The 25,306-nt window shown below is 48.4% G+C and carries 19 protein-coding genes and 2 tRNA genes; 14 read left to right on the top strand and 7 right to left on the bottom strand.

From position 1 onward, the window contains the following. The first annotated feature begins 278 nt into the window (after nucleotides 1–278). The 3 genes from OH144_RS13990 (at nucleotide 279) to OH144_RS13980 (ending at nucleotide 2,879) form a co-directional block, all read left to right on the top strand. Nucleotides 279–1,427 carry a PQQ-dependent sugar dehydrogenase gene (locus OH144_RS13990; RefSeq protein ID WP_266202865.1) on the top strand — a complete coding sequence of 383 codons (1,149 nt, stop codon included), beginning with the start codon at nucleotides 279–281 and terminating at the stop codon, nucleotides 1,425–1,427. A 134-nt stretch (nucleotides 1,428–1,561) separates the two neighbouring features. After that, entirely contained in the window at nucleotides 1,562–1,915 is a 354-nt protein-coding gene (locus OH144_RS13985; RefSeq protein ID WP_456107239.1) for an ISAon1 family transposase N-terminal region protein, read from the top strand. After that, a complete protein-coding gene (locus OH144_RS13980; protein WP_323134730.1) occupies nucleotides 1,908–2,879 on the top strand; it encodes an ISAon1 family transposase in 972 nt (323 codons plus the stop codon). The genes OH144_RS13985 and OH144_RS13980 overlap by 8 nt, the downstream gene beginning before the upstream one ends. A gap of 144 nt (nucleotides 2,880–3,023) precedes the next feature. Here OH144_RS13980 and OH144_RS13975 read toward each other — a convergent pair. Next, nucleotides 3,024–3,097 (bottom strand) — tRNA-OTHER (locus tag OH144_RS13975). Between the two features lie 136 nt (nucleotides 3,098–3,233). Between OH144_RS13975 and OH144_RS13970 the strand changes: the two genes are divergently transcribed. From OH144_RS13970 to OH144_RS13920, 11 genes are all read left to right on the top strand, one after another. Continuing rightward, entirely contained in the window at nucleotides 3,234–4,472 is a 1,239-nt protein-coding gene (locus tag OH144_RS13970) for a site-specific integrase (RefSeq protein ID WP_266202863.1), read from the top strand. Between the two features lies 1 nt (nucleotide 4,473). Then, complete coding sequence (locus OH144_RS13965; protein WP_266202862.1) at nucleotides 4,474–5,355, top strand: hypothetical protein; 882 nt, start codon at nucleotides 4,474–4,476, stop codon at nucleotides 5,353–5,355. Nucleotides 5,356–5,439: 84 nt separating this feature from the next. Further along, complete coding sequence (locus tag OH144_RS13960; protein ID WP_266202861.1) at nucleotides 5,440–5,787, top strand: helix-turn-helix domain-containing protein; 348 nt, start codon at nucleotides 5,440–5,442, stop codon at nucleotides 5,785–5,787. Further along, nucleotides 5,784–7,301 (top strand): DNA primase family protein, encoded by a 1,518-nt coding sequence (locus OH144_RS13955; protein WP_266202860.1) that lies wholly within the window; start codon nucleotides 5,784–5,786, stop codon nucleotides 7,299–7,301. The genes OH144_RS13960 and OH144_RS13955 overlap by 4 nt, the downstream gene beginning before the upstream one ends. A gap of 51 nt (nucleotides 7,302–7,352) precedes the next feature. Beyond that, the gene (locus tag OH144_RS13950; protein ID WP_323134729.1) at nucleotides 7,353–8,321 is read left to right on the top strand and encodes a DUF6371 domain-containing protein; all 969 of its coding nucleotides are present in this window, start codon (nucleotides 7,353–7,355) and stop codon (nucleotides 8,319–8,321) included. Nucleotides 8,322–8,640: 319 nt separating this feature from the next. Next, a complete protein-coding gene (locus OH144_RS13945) occupies nucleotides 8,641–9,210 on the top strand; it encodes a restriction endonuclease subunit S (protein ID WP_266202858.1) in 570 nt (189 codons plus the stop codon). A 22-nt stretch (nucleotides 9,211–9,232) separates the two neighbouring features. Then, nucleotides 9,233–10,765 carry a type I restriction-modification system subunit M gene (locus OH144_RS13940; RefSeq protein WP_266202857.1) on the top strand — a complete coding sequence of 511 codons (1,533 nt, stop codon included), beginning with the start codon at nucleotides 9,233–9,235 and terminating at the stop codon, nucleotides 10,763–10,765. Then, on the top strand, nucleotides 10,766–11,344 hold the full coding sequence (locus OH144_RS13935; protein ID WP_266202856.1) for a hypothetical protein: 579 nt from the start codon (nucleotides 10,766–10,768) through the stop codon (nucleotides 11,342–11,344). It begins immediately after the preceding gene. Next, nucleotides 11,341–12,561, top strand: coding sequence for a restriction endonuclease subunit S (locus OH144_RS13930; protein ID WP_266202855.1), 1,221 nt, complete (start codon nucleotides 11,341–11,343; stop codon nucleotides 12,559–12,561). Before OH144_RS13935 ends, OH144_RS13930 begins: the two co-directional genes overlap by 4 nt. 3 nt (nucleotides 12,562–12,564) lie before the next feature. Then, nucleotides 12,565–15,816, top strand: coding sequence for a type I restriction endonuclease subunit R (locus tag OH144_RS13925; RefSeq protein WP_266202854.1), 3,252 nt, complete (start codon nucleotides 12,565–12,567; stop codon nucleotides 15,814–15,816). Then, nucleotides 15,813–16,511 (top strand): M48 family metallopeptidase, encoded by a 699-nt coding sequence (locus OH144_RS13920; protein WP_266202853.1) that lies wholly within the window; start codon nucleotides 15,813–15,815, stop codon nucleotides 16,509–16,511. Before OH144_RS13925 ends, OH144_RS13920 begins: the two co-directional genes overlap by 4 nt. Here the strand turns inward: OH144_RS13920 and OH144_RS13915 are convergent. The 6 genes from OH144_RS13915 to OH144_RS13890 form a co-directional block, all read right to left on the bottom strand. After that, a complete protein-coding gene (locus OH144_RS13915; protein ID WP_266202852.1) occupies nucleotides 16,508–16,915 on the bottom strand; it encodes a hypothetical protein in 408 nt (135 codons plus the stop codon). The two genes, OH144_RS13920 and OH144_RS13915, sit on opposite strands and share 4 nt — an antisense overlap. Before the next feature lie 8 nt (nucleotides 16,916–16,923). Continuing rightward, the gene (locus OH144_RS13910; protein ID WP_266202851.1) at nucleotides 16,924–17,364 is read right to left on the bottom strand and encodes a Panacea domain-containing protein; all 441 of its coding nucleotides are present in this window, start codon (nucleotides 17,362–17,364) and stop codon (nucleotides 16,924–16,926) included. A 218-nt stretch (nucleotides 17,365–17,582) separates the two neighbouring features. Further along, nucleotides 17,583–17,656, bottom strand: a tRNA-Ala gene (locus OH144_RS13905). A 117-nt stretch (nucleotides 17,657–17,773) separates the two neighbouring features. Continuing rightward, nucleotides 17,774–21,055 carry a TonB-dependent receptor gene (locus OH144_RS13900; protein WP_266202850.1) on the bottom strand — a complete coding sequence of 1,094 codons (3,282 nt, stop codon included), beginning with the start codon at nucleotides 21,053–21,055 and terminating at the stop codon, nucleotides 17,774–17,776. Between the two features lie 324 nt (nucleotides 21,056–21,379). Next, nucleotides 21,380–24,502: a TonB-dependent receptor gene (locus OH144_RS13895; RefSeq protein ID WP_266202849.1), complete on the bottom strand. Its 3,123-nt coding sequence runs from the start codon at nucleotides 24,500–24,502 to the stop codon at nucleotides 21,380–21,382. A 136-nt stretch (nucleotides 24,503–24,638) separates the two neighbouring features. After that, a complete protein-coding gene (locus tag OH144_RS13890) occupies nucleotides 24,639–25,268 on the bottom strand; it encodes a C40 family peptidase (protein ID WP_266202848.1) in 630 nt (209 codons plus the stop codon). Nucleotides 25,269–25,306: the final 38 nt, after the last annotated feature.

The following is a 25,306-nucleotide window of genomic DNA, read 5'->3' as shown; positions in this document are numbered from 1 at the left end:
TTGTTTTAGAAAGGAGGGTATATGCAGTGGAGGAAGGGCGATATTTAGGAAGGGAGGAAAGCATTGGCCTGAGGCACCAAGCCTGGTGTATAGCAAGGGTAGACCTGCGGGGAGCCATGCGCGCTGGCCGCCCATCTTGTGCAAAATGCCGGAAGCGCCAGGGGAGCATAAAGGCAACAGCCTCGCCTACCTAATCACAGGCAGGGTAGGGGATGTAAATTTCATAACAACAGGTAATTAAGCTGCGTTGTAAAGAAGTACAAGAAAATCTACCGGCTATGAAGACAACAAAGAACCACACACTGGTGCGCCTCTTGAGGGCCACCGCGGCTATGCTAGCCTTATTGCTTATGGCAGACCAAGCCTGTGCGCAGAAATCCTCCGTCAGAACGGAGGCAGGCGATATTAAGGTGGAGACGCTGGCCCAAAACCTGGATCATCCGTGGGGTATGGCTTTTCTGCCGGACGGCCGGCTCCTGGTTACAGAGCGGGCTGGCACGCTCCGCATACTCGACAAGAATAACAAGCTTTCCGAGCCGCTGGAGGGCACGCCCAAAGTGTTTGCGCAGGGGCAGGGAGGGATGCTGGACGTGGCACTGGACCCTGACTTTGGGCAAAACAACCTTGTTTACCTTTCTTTTGCAGAGCCCGGGGAGAACAACACCGCCTCCACGGCAGTTGGGCGGGGACGGCTGGAAGGAAACGAGATCAAGGACTTTAAGGTGATTTTCCGGCAGGAGCAGAAGGTGGAGGGGCCTAACCACTTCGGCGGGCGCATTGTGTTCATGCCGGACGGGCACCTGGTGCTGACATTGGGCGAGCGCTTCAAGTTTGACCCCGCCCAGGACCTTTCAAACCACTTGGGTACTATTGTGCGCCTAAAACCGGACGGCACAGTGCCGAAGGATAACCCCTTTGTGGGGAAGCAGGAGGCAAGGGATGAGGTATGGTCGTACGGCCACCGCAACATAGAAAGCGCAGCCGTAGACCCGGCCACAGGCAACCTTTGGATCGCAGAGATGGGGCCAATGGGTGGCGATGAGCTGAACCAGCCCCAAGCTGGCAGGAACTATGGTTGGCCGGTGGTAAGCTGGGGCGATAACTACGATGGCTCCAAAATCCCCAAACCATCCACACGCCCTGAGTTTGCCGACGCCGTTATCCATTGGACACCTACCATTTCTCCCTCCGGGATGGTTTTCTACACAGGTAGCATGTATCCGAAATGGAAGGGAAGCGCGCTGATTGGCGGGCTGACCAGCTCAGGTATTGTGCGGGTGCAACTAAACGGCGGCAAGGCGGAGGAAGTGGAGCGTATCCCGCTGACTGTGCGCGTGCGCGATGTGGAGCAGGCCCCAGACGGGTCTATCTACGTGCTGACGGATCAGGATAACGGCAAGGTTCTGAAACTAAATCTGATGAAATAGCCGCAGCCTGTCTCTTGTTTTGTAGGCATGTGCAAAAGCGTCAGGAGATAGAATTGGATCAATCCGAAAACTTGTGGGGCAGTGAAAAAAAGAGCAGCTTTGCGTGCGTATAATTCACCACACACGCTTTTCCCTTGCAAGATCCTTACCTCACTCTTATCCGCTGTCTCTTGCCAGAAGGTATTCTGGAGTACTTCAACGTAACACATGTCCTGCAAGGCCCGGCAGGCCTGCAGCTGCAGTTGGAGGAGAAGAACCTCCTCCCCGAAGTTTATCATGGCCAGCGCTCTGAGTCCAAAGGTTTCCTGCCTGAGATTAAGCTGCAGGATTTCCCTATCCGTGGCCAGCAGGTCACCCTCTGCATCAAAAGACGCCGCTGGCACTTACCTGACTCGGGAGAGGTAATCACCAGAGACTGGAAACTGGTACAACAGGGAACGCGAATGACAAGTGAATTCGCCGCTTTTTTAAAAGCAGCACTTGGATAACACCCCCGTCAGCTGCCGGCAACTGGCCAGCTACTTCCACCTGGACGGCAAACAGCTCCAGGAGCAGTACAAGGAGCACACCAGCCACTTTCACCAATGGGAGCAGCGGGAGCACGCCTCCGACTGGATGCGCTTTCCCCAGAACGTTGGCCAAGAGCTGAGCATTGATGAGACAGCCCTCTCCAATGGAGAGCTCTACACCATCCTGACCAACAAAGCCGCTAAAGGCAGAAAAGGCGCGCTGGTGGCGATGGTCAGGGGCACACAGGCAGAAGACATTATCACAGTGCTGGAAGGCATACCCCAGACGGCCAGAGCCAAAGTCCGGGAGGTGACCCTGGACATGGCCAAGGCTGTGAGAGGCTGCTTTCCCAAAGCTTGCCGGGTCATTGACCGTTTCCATGTCCAGAAGCTGGCTTATGAAGCGGTGCAGGAGCTTCGTATCAAGTACCGCTGGCAAGCCCTGGATGAGGAAAACCAGCGGTTAGAGCAGGCGAAAAGGAGCAGGCAGCGTTTTGACGCGGAAGTACTATCTAACGGGGACACGTTGAAGCAGCTGCTGGCCCGCAGCCGCTACCTGCTCTTCAAGCACCGAAGCAGATGGAGCGCCTCCCAAAAGGAAAGAGCCGATATGCTCTTCTACAGGTATCCGCTGCTGGGCAGGGCCTATGACCTGGCCATGGAGCTGGGCCAGATCTTTACCTATTGCAAAAGCAAGCAGCAGGCATTCAAGCGCCTGGCCATCTGGTACAATGAAGTGGAGGCCTCCGGTATAGACTCCTTTCGCACGGTGGCCCGGTCGGTACAGAATCATTATGAGCACATCCTCAATTTCTTCAATAACCGCAGCACCAATGCCTCGGCCGAATCCTTCAATGCTAAGGTAAAAGCCTTCAGAGCCACCTTCAGGGGAGTCAGAGATACAACGTTTTTCCTCTTCCGACTAGCCAACATCTATGCCTGAGAAGAGCTACCCCACAACTATTCCGCTTGATCCATAGAATTGGTAACGGGCAGTATTGCGGCCGGTTTTCTGGCTGTGAGCCACAGGCAAGTATGGGTTCGATCAAAAATGAAAAAAGGCAACCGCTTTCGCAGTTGCCTTTCGTGGAGAATATCGGAGTCGAACCGATGACCTCTTGCATGCCATGCAGGAAAAGTGCTTTTTCTGATAATTTCCCCTATTTTCATTGGGTAACAAAATACTTAAATGGAACGCATTAAGGGCTATATCTGTTTCTTCTAATATCAACTGTTTTCAGTTATTTTCTAACTCTGTGTGCAAATTGTGTGTGCACAATTTACCTGTGGAAGGCCTATGTTCGACTACTCTGATAACGGAATTACGGTGTCTGCAATGCTGGATACCAGGAGAGCAAACAAGTTTGGATTGTTCCCTGCCAAAATACGTGTTACCTATAAGCGGCAACGCCAATATTACTCAACTGGAAAATACCTGGCTGAAGAAGACTGGGAAAAATTGGCGAGTACTAGGAACAGAGAGTTAATTGAGATAAGAAACTCTGTGCAGGTTACAGCGGAAAAGGTGAGAGATGCTGTCAAAGCGCTCGTTAAAGACGACACGTTTTCATTTGATACATTAAATAAGCGGCTGGGCAATGCTACGGGTGATACGTTGAATACAGCTTTCAAAGCCAAAATTGAAGGCCTGAAAGCAAATGGTAAAGTAAGTACGGCAGATTGGTATAAGTACACGCTGCGTAGTATAGAGCTTTTTGCTGGGAAGCAGGTTAAGTTTTCACAGGTTACTATTGATTGGCTCCTGCGATATGAAAAGAGTTTACTCGAAGAAAATAAGAGCTATACTACCATATCGATGTATATGAGGGCACTGCAAGTAATTGTAAATGAAGCAAAGGCTGCAGGAATAATCAAACCCTCCCAACACCCGTTTGGGAAAGGAAAGTATGAGATACCGCAACACGAAGGCAGGAGCATTTCTTTAACGATTGGAGAGATTGCCAAAATAGTAGACTATCAATGTAAGACAGAAACAGAGGAAAGGTGCCGTGATCTGTGGCTCTTCTCTTACCTCTGTAATGGGGCCAATATCACGGATATATGTAAGCTCAAGTTCTCAAACATCAACAATGGGGAAATTTCCTTTTACAGACAGAAAACATTAGCCAAGGCAAAGAAGAAAAAACAAATACATGCTGTTATAACGCCCGAGATGCAGGCTATTATCAATAAGTGGGGAAACAGCAACGCAGAGCCAAACGATTACATTTTCCCTTTTCTAAGTGGCGACGAAACCCCGGAAGACGAAAGGCGCATCATAAAAAACGTAACGAGCCTGATGAATAAGAAGATGAAGGGTATTGGTAAAGAATTGGGTATTGGTAGTATTAGTACTTATACAGCGCGACATAGTTATGCTACCGTACTCAAGCGCTCAGGGGCTAATCTTGCTTATATCTCTGAGACGCTTGGGCATAATGACTTAAAAACTACTGAAAACTATATGGCGAGATTTGAGAAAGAAGAGCGTCTGAAGAATGCAGCCTTGCTCACCAACTTCAAGAAAGCATCTTGATATGGCTGCCGATGTCAAGTTTACCCAGTTTAATTTAATGCGTCGTTCTGAGGAAGAGGCGCTTTGGGAGCTTCAGAAGCTACTTAATGGTGAAAGTTATAGCCAAGAAAAGATAATTAACTACAGGGGAAGCCAACTTGAGCGGTTCCTAGATGAATTTAAAGAAGTTGTCCTAAGTAATTTAGAACATCCGGTACCGCTTAAGCAATACGTAGAAGAAGTTTACTATAATGGCATTGGTTACCTGTTAACTCAATTTAGGATGCTGCGCGAAAAACGGTTGTTGCAGCTAAATTATGACTATAGTTTTGCAGCAAGAGATAGTGCTTTTACTATTATTGATAGCGGATACATAAGTGGCCTGAGCTTGGCTGCAACGGAGATACTAAGTATAGCTAAAAAATACGGTATTGTGCGCCTTAAGTATGATAGTGACCTCAGGAGGGAGGACTATAACATCTCCGGTGAATACATGCCCCTATTTCAAGATAGGGGTGCATCAGATGCCAATTTGAATAAGGGGGTAGAGAAAGACAGAAATGATGGACCTGAACCTGTTTCTTTTGAAGATTATATAATAACTGAAGGTGAAGAAGAAAAGCAAAAGCTAATGAGCTTCTTGTTGCAAAATTATTCAAACTCCAGTCCTAAGGTGTTTTTTTTATTACTCTGCGCACTGGCAGACCTTGGCCTTATCAGGAGAGATTTCTTTACTAATCAAACAAGTATGCATGCGGCATTATCAAGTACCTTTGGAGATGTAGGGACACGTCAGGCTTATAATAAATGGGTCGGTAAGCTGCAGAATGGTACCAGGCAAGGAGAGGAGGAGCGAATAGCGGGATATAAACGGAAAATTACAGCGGCTCTCAAGGCTAAATAATTTGCTATTTTCTTGCTGCAAGATTTCAGCAAAAAACGCAAGTTCCACCTTCTGCAACTTTGGCTTAAATTAAATTCTAAGCCGATGATTGACAATCCATTTTCAGTAATCGAGAGGCGTTTGAACCGATTGGAAACGCTGCTCCTTGAGCTAAAAGAAAAAAGCTCTACACCAAGAATAACTGAGTCTTCAGACCGCTGCACTTTACCAGATGCGCTGGCGATTACTGGGCTCAGTAAGTCTAAACTTTACAAACTTACCGCTTCCAAGGAGATCCCTCACAAACGATTCGGGCGTCGGTTAGTGTTTTCCCGCAAAGAACTTCTTGCTTGGGTAGAAACCCAAACGGTGGAGAGGAACACTAGCTGTGAGGTCAACCTGCAGTTGGCTAGAAGTGCCAACAATAAAATTAGGAAAGGAGGTAAGCGATGAAGCCGGCAAGTAACCACCTCAGCTTGATGCGCACTGCCTCATACCACTCCCTGTGTCTACGACCACAGGCTGATAACCTAAAACTTGACATTCAGGCAATCAAGGCAGAGGTAGAGCGGCTACAGAACAAGTTCGAGCCCGTGCCGCATGAGCGGCTTCTGGATAGACTGCTGGAGCATGTAGAACGTATTGACTTTCGGCAGTTGGCAGACCTTGATGATAGCAGTGACAAGCTCGCCAAGAAGCATTACCTAGTGGCCTGCGTGGAGCAGGTGCTGAGTATTGCCCGCCGGAACAGTTGGGGGTTATGCCAGCATAACGGGAGTGTGTACCTCTATAACGGGGCTTTTTGGTGCGCGGTAGATGACAGCGAGCTTCAAGTGTTCCTCGGAAGGGCTGCAGAGAAGATGGGAGTCGACAAGTTCGATGCCCGACACTATTCTTTTCAGGAGCAGCTGTATAAACAATTTCTGGCCGCAGCCAATCTGCCGAAGCCAAAGCAACGTTTGGGGGTGGTGCTGGTGAACCTGCTGAACGGCACATTAGAGATAAGGCCGGAGGGGCATGTGTTGCGGGCGCCCCGTCCACAAGACTTCCTGACCTATCAGCTGCCTTTCGCCTACGATCCGAAGGCCGAGGCGCCGATGTTTAGGAATTACCTGAATCAGGTGCAGCCGGACCCAGACAGGCAAAAGATACTAGCTGAGTACATAGGCTCTGTCTTTGTGCCCTCAGGCATGCTAAAGCTGGAGAAGGCCCTGCTGCTTTATGGCTCGGGGGCAAACGGTAAGTCCGTGTTCTTTGAGGTCATCAACTCCATGTTGGGTACCAGTAATGTGTCGAATTTCTCGCTCCAAAGCCTGACAGACTCCAGCGGGTACTACCGCGCTAAAATCGGTGATAAACTGCTAAACTACGCCAGTGAGATAAGTGGGGGCAGGATGCAGCTTGACCTGTTCAAGCAGCTCGTCTCGGGTGAGCCGGTGGAGGCGCGGCTGCCGTATAAGGACCCTTTCACCATTACCAACTATGCCAAGTTCATCTTTAACTGTAACGAGCTGCCCAAGGACGTAGAGCACAACAACGCCTTCTTCCGGCGGCTTCTGATAGTGCCCTTCGAGGTGACGGTGCCTGAGGAGGGGCAGGACAAGGAGTTGGCCAGGAAGATCACTGAGCAGGAGCTGTCGGGGGTCCTAAACTGGGTGCTCGCGGGGCTTGGGCGGCTGATGGAGCAGAAGGGTTTTACCTACTCCGAGGCTGTGGAGAGGCAGCTGCTGCAGTATAAGCAGGGGTCTGACAGTGTGTTGTTGTTCCTGGAGGACGAGGGGTATAAGGCGGATATGGTTAGCAGTATGCCGTTCAAGGCCCTGTACTCAGAGTACCGGGTCTACTGCGTGGAGAGTGGCTACAAGTCCTGCTCTCGAAAGACTTTCAGTGCCCGGCTTACCGCCGCCGGTTACCAGATGGAACGCAAGAATTACGGACAGGCCGTCTACATAAGGAAAAGTAGTTAAACTGGCAGCACTTTCAGCACGTCCAGCACAATCCGGTGCTGGGTGTGTTGGATGTGTGGGCTAATAAAAACATTTATTGCTATGGCAGCCTATCGCTTTACCTTACAGCCGTACAAGGGGTGGAAAACACGCTTTGACTGCCCGAGTTGCGGGGCGCGCAGAAGGTTCACACGCTATATTGACACGGAAACCGGGAATTACCTTGATGAGCGTGTAGGCAGGTGTGATCGGGTAGACAGCTGTGGCTACCACTACACCCCAAAGCAGTTCTTCGAGGACAACCCACTCTTGGGACAAAGCATCGAGTTGTACAGGCAAGTTGACGTTTCACCCAAACCTCACACGCCCAAACCTGTCTCTTATATCCCTGAAGACATATTTAGGCAAAGCCTCCGCCGCTACTCCGAGAACCATTTGGTGTTTTATCTGACACGTAGGTTTGGAGCCGATGTCGCGCAGGATTTAGTTAGCTGTTACCGTATCGGTACCTCCAGCCATTGGGGCGGGGCCACGGTGTTTTGGCAGGTCGATGTTACCGGAAAGGTAAGGACCGGAAAAGTCATGCTGTATGACCCAGAGAAAGGCAAGAGGATAAAGGAGCCGTTCAGTCACATCAACTGGGTGCATAGTGTGCTGCAGTTGAGTGAATTTAACCTGCAGCAGTGTCTGTTTGGGGAGCACCTGTTAGCCTCTGAGCCCACGAAGACAGTTGCCGTTGTGGAGAGTGAGAAAACGGCCCTCATTGCGAGTGTCTACTTGCCGCAATTCGTGTGGCTGGCCAGTGGTGGCCTCTACAACCTGTCCGTGGAGAAATGCCAGGTCCTGAAGGGGAGGAACGTTGTACTGTTTCCCGACGTGAATAGCCTAGAGAAGTGGAGGGAGAAAGCGCAGGAGCTATCTGCCGTTGCTAGTGTGATGGTCTCCGAGATGTTGGAGCGTGGAGCGACTGCAGCAGACAGGCAGCAGGGGATTGACTTGGCAGATTATTTAGTTCGGTTTGATGTTGATATGTTCAGGTGATGGACCCCGCAAAAACGAAAATTCTGCCGTTTTTGTATCGAATAAAAAGGGATCCCATGGTATATATAGGAGAGCCACCACCGGAGAGCCCCTACCCCCACCCCTCCAAAGATCGTTTCCCCACCCCCCTCTTTACATATAAAGCCCAAGGCAAACAGCCTACTTTATTTTTTTTCTAAATTTTTTCAAGCATCAATTGATTGGTTATTAAAGCTTTACTTTATATATGTAAAAATTAGTAGACTGATTACTGAAGCTAAAACTTTCGAAATATAGAATAATGCTATATGTTTGTAGAGTGATTACTGAATAAAATAATATGAAAATGCTACTAAAAGAGCTTGTCGCTATACAAACTGGGGTGTATGCTAAGACGGTGCCTAATGGTGAAGCTACTTACCTGCAAGCCAGTATGTTTGACGCCTTTGGGAAACTGCAGGGGAGTATAGTGCCTAATGTTGTGATTGAGGGTGGTCTAAGCAGGCACCTATTATCAGAAAGTGACGTGCTATTTGTAGCCAAGGGTGCCAATAATTTTGCCGTAGAGTACGATTCTGCCATGGGGCAGGCCATCGCATCATCCATATTTTTAATCTTGAAGCCTATGAAGAAAAGCGTCCAACAAGTATTGCCAGCCTACCTGGCCTGGTACCTGAACCACCCAGTTACCCAAGCGCAACTGAAGCATCAGGCAAGAGGTTCTTCTATACCATCCATTTCTAAAAAGACGCTGGAAGAATTGGAGGTGCCATTGCCAAGCTTAGAGCGACAGCAGCAGGTGCTCAGGATTCAGCAATTACGAAACAGAGAAAAGCAGATTATGCAGCTGTTAGAAGTGCTACGAGAGCAACAAATTCAAAGTCAACTACTATTAGCGGTGCAACAATAATATTAATTTATATATTTATATAATGGAAAAGAAAATTACACAGCAGGAGATTAATAACATAGTTTGGAAAGCGTGCGATACCTTTAGAGGCGTTATCGACCCAAGCCAGTATAAAGACTATATCCTTACCATGCTCTTCTTGAAGTATGTAAGCGATGTGCATAAGGATAAATTTAGCAAGTACTTAGAGAAGTATGACGGTGATAAGGAGCGTGCAGAGCGTGCCATGCGTCACGAGCGTTTTGTGGTGCCCGAGCATTGTACATTTGATTACCTGTACGAGCACCGCAACGAGACCAATATTGGTGAACTGATAAACATTGCCTTAAATGACTTAGAGGAAGCTAACCGTGAAAAATTAGGAGGTGAAGACGGTTCGGGTATTTTCCGTAACATCGACTTTAACTCCAGTAACCTGGGTGACGCTAAGGACAAGAAGACGCGCCTGAAGAATTTGCTGACTGACTTCAGTGATAAGAAGCTGGACCTGCGTCCATCCCATTTGGCTGGTAACGACATCATCGGTGATGCTTACGAATTCCTGATAGCTCACTTCGCTTCTGATGCAGGAAAAAAAGCGGGAGAGTTTTATACCCCAGGTGAGGTTTCTACGCTTATTGCCAAATTGACTAAATCGGCACCTGGAGCTCGTATTTGTGACCCTACTTGCGGTTCGGGCTCGATGTTGATTAAGGCAGGCCGTGAAGTAGGTTCTGATAACTTCTCGCTTTACGGACAGGAAGCCAACGGTAGTACTTGGGCACTGGCTGTAATGAATATGTTCCTGCATGGCTTTGATAATGCTACGGTGCGCTGGGGTGATACTATCCGCAACCCAAAACTGAAAGAGGGTGATGCCCTAATGAAATTTGATACAGTAGTTGCCAACCCGCCTTTCTCGCTGGATAAGTGGGGTGCTGATGAAGCCGCTGCAGACCCACACAACCGCTTTTGGCGTGGGGTGCCACCTATTAGCAAGGGAGATTGGGCCTTTATCTCGCACATGATTGAGACTACCTACGAGGGTAGGGGTAAGGTAGGTGTAGTGGTGCCGCATGGTGTACTGTTCCGTGGCTCTTCTGAGGGTAAGATTCGTCAAAAAGCCATTGAAGAAAACTTGCTGGAGGCTGTGATTGGCCTGCCGTCTAACTTATTCTTTGGTACCGGTATTCCTGCTGCTATCCTAATCTTTAACCGTGGAAAAGGCACTAACAAGAATGTGCTGTTCATAGATGCCAGCCAGCGCTACGAACCAGGAAAGAACCAAAATAGGCTTCGCGAGCAGGATATCAACGCGATTGTAGATACTTACCGACGTTTTAATAGTGGTGAGCTTGAAGCGGGTGTTGTAGAGGACAAGTTTGCCTATGTTGCTACTCCTGAGGAGCTGCAGGAAAACGAGTATAACCTGAATATCCCGCGTTATGTGGACACCTTTGAAGAAGAGGATGCTATTGATGTGCAGGCCGTGCAACAAGAGATTGACAAGTTGGAAGATGAATTGGCAGCGGTGCAGCAGGAAATGAAAAGCTATTTGGAAGAATTGAGCCTATAGATGATGAATGGAGTAATCCCTTATTCAGCTATTGCTGACCTTACTGTGCAGGAAGCAGCTGAGAGAATTATTGCCTCTGAAAAGGTAAGGTATGGCTCTCTTACAATGGAAGATATGGTGCTTAATGGTAACCCTGGTGCTATAGCTTTCTATGACCTGCATAAAGAAGAATATTATGGGCAGGGTATCTACATCATGTTTGACGGTAATACACCTGTGTATGTAGGCAAAGCTAAAAAGCATTTCCTGCACCGCTTTCAGAGCCACTTGTACTACGACCCAAGACCAAATTGGGATTGGAATAAGTTGGTTCGGAGCACAGCAAATAGAAAGCTATCAAACTATAGTGGCGAGTACAACTACGAAGAGTATAGGCAAGCTTTGGATATAGTGCTTTCTTACAATGTAATTCGGCTAAACACATTTGGTGTTCTCGAAATAGGAAGATTAAGTAGGCTTGAGAGTATTATTATGAAAGCTCTTAATCAGTCTTTTCCTAATGACTTGCTTAACGATAGGATAGGTAGAATGCCAAGCCGATTATTATATCAAACACTTTCAAATCTAATGAACTTATGATAGCAGAAGCAGAGGATAAGTTGCTTGAAACGAAATGCATTCCTGTTGGTTGGGAGGTTACAACTTTAGGTAAAGTATGCACTTTTCTTGATGGTAAAAGGAAACCCATAAAAGAAAGTGACAGGGCAATGCGTAGGGGTATTTACCCATATTATGGAGCGTCAGGCATAATTGATTATGTTGATAACTTTATTTTCGATGAAGAGTTGATTCTGTTAGGTGAAGATGGAGCTAATATTCTGAATCGTAGTACTCCTCTTGCGTTTAAGGTGTCGGGCAAGATATGGGTAAATAATCACGCTCACGTACTGCGTCCAAACCAAGATATGGATATAGGTTTCTTAACAGAATATTTGGAGAGCCTAAAGTATGACAAGTATAATACAGGAACTGCACAGCCCAAACTTAACAAAGAAGTATGTTCATCAATCGAAGTAATAAAGCCGCCTTTTGAGGAACAACGCGCCATAGGCACTATATTTTCTACTTGGGATAATGGCATTGAGAAACTGCAGCAGCTAATTGCCGCCAAGCAAAAGCGCAAGAAAGCTCTAATGCAGCAGCTCCTTACTGGTAAAAAACGGTTTAAGGAGTTTACAGATGAATGGCAGGAAGTAACATTAGGGGATGTTTTTAATCGTGTGACACGAAAGAATACAGATGCAAATACCAATGTGCTTACTATTTCTGCTCAAAAGGGATTAATAAATCAGGAGCATTACTTTAACAAACAAGTAGCGAGTGAAACGCTTGATAATTATTTCCTACTAAGGAAAGGAGAGTTCGCTTATAATAAAAGCTACTCTAATGGATACCCTATGGGGGCTATTAAAAGACTGAAATACTATGAGGCAGGTGTAGTTACGACTCTATACATTTGCTTCGGTTTGAAGAATGAAAGTAAGCACTCACCTGAATTTATGGAGCATTACTTTAATGCTGGTTTCTTGAATCGTGAGCTAAAGAAGATTGCACATGAGGGAGGTCGTGCACATGGATTGTTAAATGTAACCCCTGTAGATTTCTTTAACCTAAAATTATCTATACCTGATTTTAGAGAGCAGCAAAAAATAGCTTCCGTCCTTCAAGCCGCAGATAAAGAAATCGAAGTCTTGCAGCAAAAGCTCAATGCACTAAAACAACAGAAAAAAGGCCTAGTGCAGAAGCTCCTGACAGGTCAGGTACGGGTAAATCTAAAAGCAGAACCAGTTAGCTAAACTATGGAAACTCCCTCTTTTCTCGAAGACCACATCAGCCAAATACCCGCGCTGCAGTTTCTGCAGAAAGTAGGCTATACCTACCTGACACAGGAAGAAGCGCTGCAGTTGCGAGGCGGTAAAACCACAGCAGTGTTGCTGGAGGGTGTGCTGCGTCAGCAGCTGGAGTGCATCAACAGCATTACCTACAAAGGCGAGAGCTACGAATTTGTAGACAGTAATATCAAAGCAGGTATACAAGCCTTAAAGGATGTGCCGATGCAGGATGGGTATATGGCAGCTTGTGAGCATGTTTATAACCTGCTTACGCTGGGTAAGGCCCTGGAGCAAAGTATAGAGGGAGACAAAAAGAGCTATACCCTGCAGTATATTAACTGGCAGGACTGGAGCAAGAACGTGTTTCACGTTACAGAAGAGTACAGCGTTATGCGGGCCGCAAGCCAAGACCATTACCGACCTGATGTTGTGCTGTTTGTTAATGGTATACCGCTCTGTATTATCGAGTGCAAGCGCTCTGATATAAAAGACCCGTTGGAGCAGGCCATTTCTCAACATCTGCGCAATCAGCAGGAAGACGGCATACGCTCATTATATGTGTATGCGCAGCTCTGCCTTAGCATTGCCACTAACCAGGCGGCCTACGCTACCAATGCCACCCCCCATAAGTTTTGGGCACAGTGGGAAGAGAAGCCAGCGGGTAAAACCAAACTGGAAAAAGAAACTTCACTCTTAGCCTATAAACAAGAGCTGCAAGTTTTGAAGAACCAGCCGCTGCAGCCTGCACAGCATAAGCATTTGTTTAGCGGTCGCTACGCCTATGTAAGGTACCACTTCGAAGCATTGGAGAAAGACGGGGTAAGGTTTACCAAGCAGGATGAATTGCTATACGGCCTATGCCGCCCGCAGCGCCTATTAGATTTAGTTTATAGCTTCATCGTGTTTGATGGGGGTATCAAGAAAATTGCTCGTTACCAGCAATACTTTGCTATCAACAAAATCAGCAAGCGGGTGCACCATATTCAAGGTGGTAAGCGCCAAGGGGGTGTAATTTGGCATACTCAAGGAAGCGGCAAGTCCCTTACCATGGTAATGTTGGCACAGGCTATTGCCATGGACAAGAGCATTACCAACCCTAAGATTGTACTGGTAACTGACCGCACCGACTTAGACGAACAAATCAGCACCACTTTCAAGAAGTGTGATATGCTGGTAGAACGGGCCAAGACAGGTAAAGACCTGGCAGAAAAGCTGCAAAGTAGGAGTGATGCTGTAGTGACAACCATTATCAACAAGTTTGAAAAGGCAGTCAACAACATAAAACAGCCGCTTACCTCACCTAACATCTTTGTGCTGATTGACGAGGGGCACCGCACCCAGTACGGAACCTTTAACGTGAAGATGGCGCAGGCCCTACCCAACGCCTGTTTCATTGCCTTTACAGGTACGCCTTTGATGAAAAAGGAAAAGAGCACCGCCTCCAAGTTTGGCGGTATCATAGACGAGTACCCGGTAACCAAGGCGGTAGAAGATGGTGCTGTGGTGCCTATTCTGTATGAGGGGCGCCATGCGTTTCAGCAGGTAAGCGCCAATGCTATCGACAATTATTTTCAAATGGTGTCGGAGTCCCTTACTGATTACCAAAAAGCCGACCTGAAGAAGAAATTCAGCCGTGCTGACCAGCTGAACCAGGCAGAACAGAAAATGTATGCTATTGCCTGGGACATCAGCCATCATTACCGCGACAATTGGCAGAGCAAAGGCGAAAAAGGGCAGTTCAAAGCACAGCTGGTTTGCCCAAACAAAGTCGCTGCCATCAAATACAAAGAGTACTTGGATGAAATAGGCTTAGTAAGTTGTGAACTGGTTATTTCAGGGCCGGACGAAAGAGAGGGTGAAGACAGTGCTTTTGGAAAATCAGAGGACAAGGTAAAACAGTTTTGGGCCAAGATGATGAACGAACATGGCACCAAAGAAAAATACGAGCAAAACATCATCAGCCGCTATAAGCACCAGGAAGAGCCCGAAATAATCATAGTAGTCGATAAGCTCCTAACAGGCTTTGACGCTCCGAAAAATACGGTGCTCTACATCACACGTAACCTGAAAGAGCATAAGTTGCTGCAGGCCATAGCAAGGGTAAACCGCCTATACCCAGGCAAAGACTTTGGCTATGTGATAGACTATTATGGTATTTTAGGTCAATTAGATGAAGCGCTCGACACCTATTCAGGATTAGAGGACTTCGATGAAGATGAACTGGCAGGCACCCTGACCAACATTATAGAGGAGGTGAAGAAGCTGCCGCAGCGCCACTCCGAGCTATGGGATATTTTTAAAGCGGTGCCAAATAAGCGAGATGCAGAAGCTTATGAAGAGTTGTTGCGAGATGAAGCCCTGCGTTCAGCTTTCTATGATAAGCTCTCTATTTACGCCCGTACGCTGAAAATAGCGCTTTCATCGCTGGAGTTTGTGACCAAGACAGACCCGAAAGAGGTTGACAGGTATAAAGAAGACGCCGCTTTCTTCCTGAAGCTCCGAGCCTCTGTCACACAGCGTTATTCCGATACAATCGATTTTAAGCAATACGAAAGCCAAATTCAGAAACTAATCGACAAGCATATTCAGACTGATAGAGTTGAGACAGTGGTAGAGCTGGTCAACATCTTCGACAAGGATAAATTCGAGCTGGAAGTAGAAAAGGCCATCGGAGATGCTGCCAAGGCAGACCGTATTGCGTCAAGAACAGCCAAACACATTGCCGAGAAGATGGAGGAAGACCCCGCTTTCTATAAGAAGTTCTCGGAGATGCTGAAAGAGACGATAAAAGAGTACGAAGAAAAGCGCATTTCAGAAGCCGAGTACCTGAAGCGGGCCAAAGAGATGATGGACGCGGTACTATCACATACAGATAATGAAATACCCGCACCGCTCCAGCACAAAGAAATAGCAAGAGCCTATTTTGGCCTCTGTCAAGAGTCTTTGGTTGAAAAGATAGAAGAGCAGGCGAAACGGCTGGAAGTTTCTGTAGCCACCGCCCTTGCCATTGATGCTATTATGCATGAAACCATCTTGGACCAGGGGCAACCCAAAATTGATTGGCACAAGAATAAGGACTTATTAGGCAAGCTCAATATTGATATAGGGGATTACCTGATTGACGAGGTACGTGATAAGTATAAGGTGCCCCTTTCATTTGGTGAGATGGATGCCATTGCAGAGAAGTGTATAGAGGTAGCAAAGATTAGGTATAAGTGATTCAGGATAGCATACAGTTTGGCTCTAAAACCATTTATTTTAAGCTTGTTTACAGTGTCCGTAAGAGTTTAGGTATATCCGTTACCCCAAACATGGAAGTGCTTGTAAAAGCCCCCGTAGATGCTCCAATCGATAAGATAAAGCAGAAGCTGCGGGACAAGGCACCCTGGATTCTAAAGCAGCAAAGTTTCTTCCTGACCTTTCACCCAAAGGCGGCACCTAAGAAGTATGTGAGTGGTGAAACGCACCTATATTTAGGCAGGCAGTACAGATTGAAAGTAATAGAGGGTCCCCTTAATGTAGTAAAGCTGAGAGGCCGTTTCATAGAAGTGACCTGCACGGAAAAGGGTAGGGCAGAAGAGCTGCTAAAGAAGTGGTACCTGGAGCATGCCCGTGTACGGTTTAAACAATATGCAGCCCCATGGATTGAGCGTTTCAAGCTCTACAATGTGGAGCCCTCCAGCATAGTTTTAAGAGAGATGCCTACTCGCTGGGGCAGTTGTACGCCTAAAGGAAAGGTTATCCTAAACCCCGAACTTATCAAGGCACCTAAAGGCTGTATTGAGTATGTGATAGTACACGAAATTTGCCATTTGGTGCACCACGACCACACACAGAAATTCTTTGACCTGCAGGAAAAGGAAATGCCGGACTGGGAGAAGTGGAAAATGCGATTGGAGGTGTTGTTGGCTTAATGGGAGTACAAGCTAAATTTAGTATCAATCCAAAAGACGTGCAATATATTTCCTTTTCTGTGGCCCACAAAAGGTTTTTTCCCTTGAAAACGCAAAGCCAAAAAATGATCAACGTCACTGGTAATCCAACTAGGTATACGGCCTTTGATTGATTTACGAGCTATTTTTTCAAGCCCCATTTTGTGACGGCCACTAGTTATAATTTGTTGCCAATTAAGCTGGCTTAAGTTTCCTAACTGCTTTATAAAAGCACTCAATTCTTCTTTATCACAAGTGCTCAAATCATAATCTTTTGCTAAGTATCTAAAGCAAAACACCGGGTGAGTGGCATCCGGTGTGGTTTGAGTCGTTTCAGGTGTCTTTACTTTTTTCCCCTTGTTGACCCTTGTGTTTTTAATATGCATTACTCTATTTATTCAGTCAGCAATTGCTTAAAATAAACCTGCATTGTATTTAAGTTGATCTCTTTATTCTTCTTCTCGATTGCTTCCAACCATGGGCGTTCTTCGTGAGTCATATGCATTAGCTTCGGTCCGGAAAATTGGCCATAGACATCATTGACTTCTAAAATCAACTCTTCTTCTTCTTCGGTGAGTGATCTAGTAAATTCATAATTATTGGATGGAGATATTACCCCACTACCATTTCCCTTGTAAGCGTGATATAAGTCAGCGACAACAGGGCCATACTGCCACGCTTCAATAGGATCATTAAACATTTTCTCACCATGCATCGCCAGGTTAAAACCTTGTACATAGTACAGTAACTTTTGAATCTTCAAGTTTGTTATGTCACTCGCCTCTGAGTCAGAGAGTCGAAGCAAGTACTCAGCAATATCCTTAGCAGTTAGCATAGCAAACAATATTTATTTTAATATTATGCGAAAATACTATAAGTATTATTAGTATACGCGAGAAATTCGAATTATTTATATTAAGCACAACTAATTTAGTTATGTTGCTAAGAAAATATTGCCTCTGATATATCCTAACATAGGTGTTGTGTGCAAACTGTGTGCACAAAAAAAAAGGCACTTACGAATTTTACCTCATAAGTGCCTGATAATCAGTGTGGAGAATATCGGAGTCGAACCGATGACCTCTTGCATGCCATGCAAGCGCTCTAGCCAGCTGAGCTAATCCCCCGTTTGTGAGCACAAAAATAGCAGAAATATTTTACATGCAAAACATCTTTTCAAAAATATGTAAAAGAAAAAGGGGCAGCTACTGCTGCCCCTTTTAGTAGTAAGTGCTTTATACTTCTTAGTTGAAGATGTAGCGCAGACCAACCTGCATGCTCCAGGTGCTGGATGTTCTGAAAGTGTCACGGAAAGGAGAGTCTGGCAGAATTGTGTTGCCTTCGTTATCGCTCACAGTGATCATGTTGAAGGATGGAACACCTTCAGCAGATACACTAGCCACTTTCAGCAGACCGTAATTATACTGTGAGCCGCTGTTCAGTTCTTTGTAAACCCCCCAGTCAGAGTTGATCATGTTGCCGATGTTCTTCACATCTACGCTCAGCTGTAGGGTATTGCGGTTGTCTCCAATGTTTGTGAATACATCCTGCAGTAATCTGGCATCGAATCTGTGCAGCCAAGGCAGCAGGCCGTTGTTACGCTCTACGTAGCCGCCTCTGCTGTCCTTCAGGAATTTGTCGTTGTCAACAAACTTGTCGAACGCCTCACGCTGTTCCTGGGCTGAAAATTGAACAACACCATTTTTGTCTTTGATGTCTTTGAATATCATCTCGGATGAGTTGCTAGGAATGTACAGCAGGTCGTTGCTTACACCGTCTTTGTTGATGTCGCCGTTGTAAGTATAGGCAAAGCGACCTTGGTGAGCACCTTCATAGAATAAAGAGAAGGTGGTTGCCAGGTGGTTGGCGTACTCTTTACGGTAAGAAAGGCTACCTACCACACGGTGAGGTATTGCAAACTGAGAAATACCCATCAGAAGTTCGTTTGGATCATTGATGGAGTAGTTGTTAGACCAAGCTGAACCAGCGCTAGATCCTGGATTGCCTGTGATATCTTTGGCATATGTGTAAGTATAGAACACGGAGCCGAAGAAGCCGCCTCTTGCAGGAAGAGACAGACCAGCTGTCGCAGATAGGGACTCACCTTTCTTTGTGTTTGTCAGCACGATCGCGTCACCGGTTGCACGGTTGTACTTGGTGAAGTTAACTTCTTTTCCATCAGCGTCTTTATGATTGTTCCAGAAGTCACGCGTATCACCAGAGTTGTTAAGCTTCCCTGGAGCGGGCTTTCTGTTTGCGTTGAACTGGTAAACCCCCTGGATATCCTTTGTGTAGAGGAAGTCGGCAATTGCTACAAGTGGGGTACCCGGGATAGAATAATCAGCGCCTAAGCTGCTTCTCCATACCTGTGGCATTTTAAAGTCGCGGTCAACCAGTGCAAAGCTACCTGGGGCACCGGCCTTAGGAGACTTGATGAACACATCAGACGGACCGTTGTTTACCCAGTACATAGGATCAGGGTTAAAGCGGATTACATCCAGCACATCTGCTTTAACCGGCTCTAAAGTGTTCTGCAGCACGCCGGCGTTCGTTGGCATGTTCGTCAGCCATACAAACGGGATACGGCCAGTGAAGATACCGGTACCACCGCGCAGTTGCAGCGATCCGTCGCCCATTACATCGTAGTTGAAACCAACGCGTGGGGAAAGCAGCACTTTTGATTTTGGCCAGGTGCTGCTAGAGTATTGCTTCTCGTTTCCGTCCGGGTCCAGCAATACCAGGTTGTCAATAGATGGGTTGGCAGTCAGGTCGTTCAGGTAAAGCGGCAGTTCAGCGCGGACACCGGCTGTGATGTCGAGCTGGTTATTTACCGAGAATCTGTCCTGCAGGTAAAGGCCCGCTGTTGCAAAGTTCACACGCGCATAAGGGTCTTGTCCTTCGTATGGGTAAGTGATGGCGTATGAGGTAGGCTTCGCGTTGTTGATAAAATCATCAACAGAAGCATAACGGTAATAAGAAGTAGCGAAACGCTGGTAGCTGTTACCGAACTTCAGCAACTCAAAGCTGGCACCTCCTGTAATGGTGTGCTTGCCGGCCAAGTAAGTCAGGTTGTTGATGAAAGAGTAGTTGTTGTTGATGACGTCGTTACCCTTCGTAAACGGCTCCGTACCGAAGCTCATGTACTGGTCGCCGCCTTCCCAGATATCAACAAGTGGGAAATCTTCTCCGTTTGCTATGCGTGTATCCTGAATGCGGCTGTAAGTTGCCAGGAACTGGTTTGAAAGCTTGGAAGAAAGAGTACTGTTCAACTCTGCTGTAAGCGAGCGAACAGTGTTCTCGAAACCATAGTTTGATTTCTCGAATGCCAGGGAGCTGGAGCTCACACGGTTAGATGAAGAACGTGGGTTAGGGCCAGAGTTACCATTGATAACCTGATCGCTTGTGCCAACCACCTGGTTGTAACGGATGGTGAATTTGTGCTTATCGCTGATGTTCCAGTCTAAGCGCACCAGGAACTTGTTGCTCTCGTTGGCGAACTCGTTCGCGTAGTTCTCATAAGCACCTGGGTTGTAGCCATAATTGCTGATCAGGTGTTCACGAACTCTCTCAAGATCGGTGGCAGTTGTTCTTGCAACGTTGGGGCCAGTCAGGCCAGGGCGAGAAGCCAGCCACGTAATGCCCGGGAAAGTCTCTTTCTCGTGCTCATAGTTGGCAAAGAAAAACAGTTTATTCTTAATGATCGGACCGCCTAAACGAGCACCATAGGTAACGCTTTGGTTATCGTTTTGCTCTGGCAACTCACGGTCGCCAACCTTAGTGCCGATCATATTCTGGTTGCGGAAGAAAGTATAAGCAGAACCAGAGAATTTGTTTGTACCGCTACGCGTAACGGCGTTTACGCCGGCACCTGTAAAGCCAGACTGGCGCACATCATAAGGAGCGATGTTTACCTGAACCTCTTCGATCGCGTCTAGGGAGATTGGCTGTGAACTACCACCTGGCAGCGCGTTGCCGCTCAGACCAAAGGCGTTGTTGAAGTTAGCTCCATCAATCTGCACGTTGTTGAAACGTCCGTCACGACCGGCGAAACCGTTGCCGTTTGCCTGAGGCGTCAGACGTGTGAAGTCGGTAAGGCTACGGGAGATGGTTGGGAGCGACTCGATCTGCTGCGTGCCTACGTTAGTAGCTGCACCTGTTTTGTTCGCGTTGAAAACAGAAGAACGGTCTGCGCTTACCACTACTTCATCCAGCATGCCGCCTGACTCTGCTAAAGAGGCATTGAGTGAATAGGGGCGACCTAACTGTAGCGTAATGTCTGAATAGCTTTTAGCCTGGTAGCCAATATAGCTTACTTCTACGGTATAAGGACCACCCACACGCATGTTCGCGATGTTGAATTGGCCTTCTGTATTAGTAGTAGCACCATAGGTTGTACCCGACGGCTGGTGCGTTGCTCTTACAGTCGCGCCGATCAAAGCTGCACCGCTTGCGTCTTTTACGGTACCGTTAATGCTACTTGTTGTTACCTGGGCCTGTACCCCAGCCACATATAACAACATGAACATTGTGGAGAGTAAGAATTTCTTTAGGAAATTCTGGTAATGTTTGGATGTAACTCTTTGCTTCCTGCTACACCTACTGTTAAGCATAGGCTGCGGAATACTGTAAAAGTTTTTCATAAAATGGGTTGGTTGATTTTTTGCCCGCAAAGGTAACTCCTTAGGGAGGATAATTCCCAACACTAATGTTAACTAAATATTAAAAAAAGGCAGAACCTGCCTCGCTATGCTTTAAAGCCGTTTCATTGGCCTTACTACATCATAATGACTGCTTTGAAATAAAAAAGACGGGATCACTCCCGTCTTTTTGAGCTTTATTTTTAGGTATGCTTAGTTAAAGAGATACCGCAGGCCCAGTTGCCCTTGCCAGCGCGAGGCAAAAGGGGCTATGTTATACCTGACGCTGTTCGGGTTGAAGGTGAAGGTGGGATTGCCCGCATCGTCAAGGCCGGCGTAGCGAATGATCTCGTTGGCTTCGTTGTTGACGAAGTACTCGTGCCCCCAGTCGCGGTTTAGCAGGTTGCCTACGTTAAAAATATCGAACGTGATTTGGAGCGTGTGGCTGTTTTCGTCTGCCTGCAGCACAAAGTCCTGGGAGATGCGCAGGTCTACCTGGTGTGTCCAGGGCATGCGGGCCCCGTTTCGCTCAGCATACTGGCCGCGGCGGTCGCTCAGGTAATCGTCGTTCGAGATAAAGTCGTCTAGCGCCTCCCACTGCTCTTCCGCCGTAAAGGCCAGGCCGCCGGAGGTGAAGGGAATCAGGTTGATCTCGCTCTGGCTACGCGGCACGTAGATCAGGTCATTGGCGAAATTGCCCTCACGGTTCAGATCCCCGTTATACAGGTACGTAAACGGCAGGCCTGACTGCCCTTCATAGAAGAGCGAGATGCCGGTGGCGAGCCAGTCATCGGTGCCATACCTGAACTCATAGCCGGCGCTCGCCACGATCCGGTGGCGCACATCGAAGCGGGAGTAGGAGAGCGGCGGGTCATTGGGGTTGTTGACGATCTGGTTAAACTCATAATTGGAGAGGGCGGTGGAGCTGGTGCCGCTGTTCACGTCCTTCGACTTGCCGTAGGTATAAGCCAGGGTCGTCATCAGCCCCTGTAAGAAGTCTTTGCGCAGCTGCCCTGTAATGCTGTAGCGGTACCCCTTGTCGGTATTATCCAGCAGGATGACGTTAGTATAGTTCTCGTTGATGCGGCGGTCGTTGGGATATACCTCCCGGTTATCGGGACCGCCGGTCAGGGTGCCGGACGGCGCCACCAGGTTCAGGTCCTTGTAAACCACGTCGTTCAGGGTTTTAGAGTAGATGCCCTCCACGGTCAGGAAGACCTCATAGGGTAGGGTGTAATCCACTGCCAGGTTGCTCCGCCATACTTGCGGAAGTTTGAAGTCGTTATCGATCACGTTGATCTCAAAGGTCTGCGGTAGGCTGGGGTCGATGAACTCACCCACATTTTCCACGAAATTGTCAGGGTTGCGGCGGTCTATGGTGCCCAGGATGGTGCCGGTGTTGATAAACTGGTTGGAGAGCCACACAAAGGGGACACGGCCGGTAAAGACGCCGGTGCCGCCGCGAAGCTGCAGCTTCCGATCATCGGTGGGGGTGTAGTTAAAGCCAAAGCGGGGCGCCCACATCAGCTCGCCGCTCGGGGTGCGGTCGGTCTTAAGGCCGGGGTAAAGGCCCTGGAAGTCGCTTTCAAAGCCTGGGTTGCGCTGTGGCTTGTCCGGGAATACGGGAACGTCCAGGCGCAGCCCCAAAGTCAGCCTTAGCTGCTCGGAGAAAGTATACTCATCCTGCACGTAGAAGCCCAGCTGCAAGGCATTGAACTCCGCAGCCGGGGTAGGGTCATTCTCCTGTAGGGAGTAGGTGGCTCGTACGCGCCGTGGGTTGTCGTTATAGAAATCCTCCAGGCTATTGTACTCCCACCGGCCGTTGAGGTTGTTGATGAACAGGTTGCGGAAGCTGAAGAACTCATTGTGCGTGCCGAGGGTAAAGTTATGGCGGCCCAGCAGGTAGGTGAAATTGTCGGTAAACTCGAATATGTCCTGGTCCAGTTCGTTGGCGGTGGAGGAGCGCTGCGAGCCAAACTCAAAATCAGCGATCGGGTCGAAGATGGTGATCTGCGGGAACAGCGCCCCCTGTATCTGCCGGTTCTCCCGGATGCGGGTATAGCCGATGATCAGGTTGTTGGAGAACTCATTCGAGAAGCGGCTGTTGAGCTCCAGCACGGAGCTGTGGGTAACACTGTTAAAGCGGTAGGCGTTGTTGCCGAAGCGGATAAAGTCGCTGCTGCGCGAGATGTTATCGTCGAAGGCATCCACGATGTTGTGGCGCAGGGTCAGCTGGTGCTCATCGCTGATATTCCAGTCCAGGCGGCCAAAGAACTTGTCGCTCTGCGTCTGGCGGTCTATCCGGCCGAAGGAGCCTACATCGTAGCCATAGGTGCTCTGCACAAAATCAGCGAGCTCCTGGGCCACGTCCAGGGGTATCTGCGACTCCGCCGACCCCGGCGCGAAGCGAACCGGCTCCTCAAAACGGGTGGCGTCGTAATTAAAGAAAAAGAACAGTTTATCCTGCTTTATCGGGCCACCCACCCGCACGCCGTACTGATAGTTGCTGAACTCGTCGGCCCGCTCGCGGGGGCCTTCCACGGACTTGCCTATTGTGTTCTCGTTCCGGCCGAAGCCATACACCGAGCCTGTGAATGTGTTCGTGCCGGAGCGTGTCACGGCATTGATGCCACCGCCCGTAAAGTTGCCGAGTTTCACGTCGTAAGGGGCTACCACCACCTGTATCTCCTGTATGGCGTCCAGCGAGATGGGCTGCGTGCCGGCCTGGCCACCGGGGGTGCCGCTGCCGGACAGCCCGAACACGTCGTTGTTCACAGCCCCGTCGATGGTGATGTTGTTGTAGCGGTTGTTGGCCCCGGCGATGGAGTTGCCTGAGGCCTGTGGGGTGAGGCGTGTGAAGTCCTGCAGGCTGCGGCTAAGGGTGGGCAGGTTCTCGATCTGCTCACGTGAAACGTTAGTGGCGGCACCGGTGCGGTCCTGGTTAAATATATCGTTCTGCTCGCCCACAATCTCTACCTCCCCCAGCTGTCTGGCGCTCTCAGCCAGCTCGAAATCCACGCGCGCCGTCTGGCCAAGCGAGAGCGTCACGTTCTCCGCCCGCTGCTCCTGGTAGCCAATATAAGAAGTCGTGACCGTATAAGGGCCGCCGACGCGCATGTTCTGGATATTGTAATAGCCATCAGTGTTGGTGCCGGCTACATACTGTGTATTGGTGGGGGTATGCACGGCGATGACGGTTGCACCCGGAAGCGCCATCCCGCTTTGGTCGCGCACCACCCCGCTCATGGCAGCCGTGGTGCTGCCCTGTGCCCATGCAGGCTGTGGCTGTAGCAGGCAGAAGCAGCAAAATATCAGTAATCTGTAGAAAAGTCTCATAGCACGTAATAACTAATTGAACAACAATTGATTGTATTAGTATTAAGTACGGAGATTTTATGGTTTATAATGTTATTTTATTGTACAAAATATAAATAGTTATATAATGATAAAGTTGTATGACTTTCCATTTGGATTAGAAAACCGGGGGCCGGACGGCCTTGATAAAGATTTTCTGGTAGTAGTCGGAGTACAGGTTGTTCTCGATAACGCCTAGGGAGGTAGAGGCATGTATAAACCGTACATCCCCCGGGCTGTTCACCTCTGTTACCATGCCCACGTGGGTAATATTGCGCTTACTGGTCCCGAAAAACACCAGATCCCCTTCGCGCAGGTCCTTGGTCTCTACCTCCGCACCGTAGCGGCTCTGCTCCTCAGAGGTACGGGGCAGGGCCACATCTATACTTTGAAAGGAGGTGCAGAGCAGACCGGAGCAGTCCATGCCAACGCGGGTAGTGCCGCCCCAGCGGTAAGGAACACCGGTGTAGGAGCGGGCTGTCTCTATGACAGTGGCCACGTCCTTCTCGAGGTTGCGGTTGGGCATCCGCGTGCGGCTGGTACGGTCTTTGGAGTTGCCGCTAACACCGCCTGCGTACCTCTCGCCCCGGCGCCCCGCCTTCTTTTGGGCGCGCTTCTCGGCGGCAATCTCGCGGGCAGACCGGTACTCCTCTCCGCGCTTGCTAAAGGTTGGTTGCGAGGACTGGCAGGAAGCCATCAGCAGCAGAAAAAAGATAAACAGGGCAGAAGTAGTAAAAAGCGATTTCAAAGCGTATTTTGCGAGCAAGTATAACAACATATATTCCA

The organism is Pontibacter kalidii (assembly GCF_026278245.1).
Classification (GTDB): domain Bacteria; phylum Bacteroidota; class Bacteroidia; order Cytophagales; family Hymenobacteraceae; genus Pontibacter; species Pontibacter kalidii.
Note: the sequence above shows the minus strand (reverse complement) of the source record. Positions and strands in the feature narration are given on the sequence as shown.

Coding starts and splice junctions, on each gene's coding strand:
- OH144_RS13965 (WP_266202862.1), top strand. CDS start 4,474: ATGGCTGCCGATGTCAAGTTTACCCAGTTTAATTTAATGCGTCGTTCT.
- OH144_RS13960 (WP_266202861.1), top strand. CDS start 5,440: ATGATTGACAATCCATTTTCAGTAATCGAGAGGCGTTTGAACCGATTG.
- OH144_RS13990 (WP_266202865.1), top strand. CDS start 279: ATGAAGACAACAAAGAACCACACACTGGTGCGCCTCTTGAGGGCCACC.
- OH144_RS13915 (WP_266202852.1), bottom strand. CDS start 16,915: ATGCATATTAAAAACACAAGGGTCAACAAGGGGAAAAAAGTAAAGACA.
- OH144_RS13950 (WP_323134729.1), top strand. CDS start 7,353: ATGTGTGGGCTAATAAAAACATTTATTGCTATGGCAGCCTATCGCTTT.
- OH144_RS13910 (WP_266202851.1), bottom strand. CDS start 17,364: ATGCTAACTGCTAAGGATATTGCTGAGTACTTGCTTCGACTCTCTGAC.
- OH144_RS13955 (WP_266202860.1), top strand. CDS start 5,784: ATGAAGCCGGCAAGTAACCACCTCAGCTTGATGCGCACTGCCTCATAC.
- OH144_RS13925 (WP_266202854.1), top strand. CDS start 12,565: ATGGAAACTCCCTCTTTTCTCGAAGACCACATCAGCCAAATACCCGCG.
- OH144_RS13930 (WP_266202855.1), top strand. CDS start 11,341: ATGATAGCAGAAGCAGAGGATAAGTTGCTTGAAACGAAATGCATTCCT.
- OH144_RS13895 (WP_266202849.1), bottom strand. CDS start 24,502: ATGAGACTTTTCTACAGATTACTGATATTTTGCTGCTTCTGCCTGCTA.
- OH144_RS13940 (WP_266202857.1), top strand. CDS start 9,233: ATGGAAAAGAAAATTACACAGCAGGAGATTAATAACATAGTTTGGAAA.
- OH144_RS13970 (WP_266202863.1), top strand. CDS start 3,234: ATGTTCGACTACTCTGATAACGGAATTACGGTGTCTGCAATGCTGGAT.
- OH144_RS13900 (WP_266202850.1), bottom strand. CDS start 21,055: ATGTTCATGTTGTTATATGTGGCTGGGGTACAGGCCCAGGTAACAACA.
- OH144_RS13935 (WP_266202856.1), top strand. CDS start 10,766: ATGATGAATGGAGTAATCCCTTATTCAGCTATTGCTGACCTTACTGTG.
- OH144_RS13945 (WP_266202858.1), top strand. CDS start 8,641: ATGAAAATGCTACTAAAAGAGCTTGTCGCTATACAAACTGGGGTGTAT.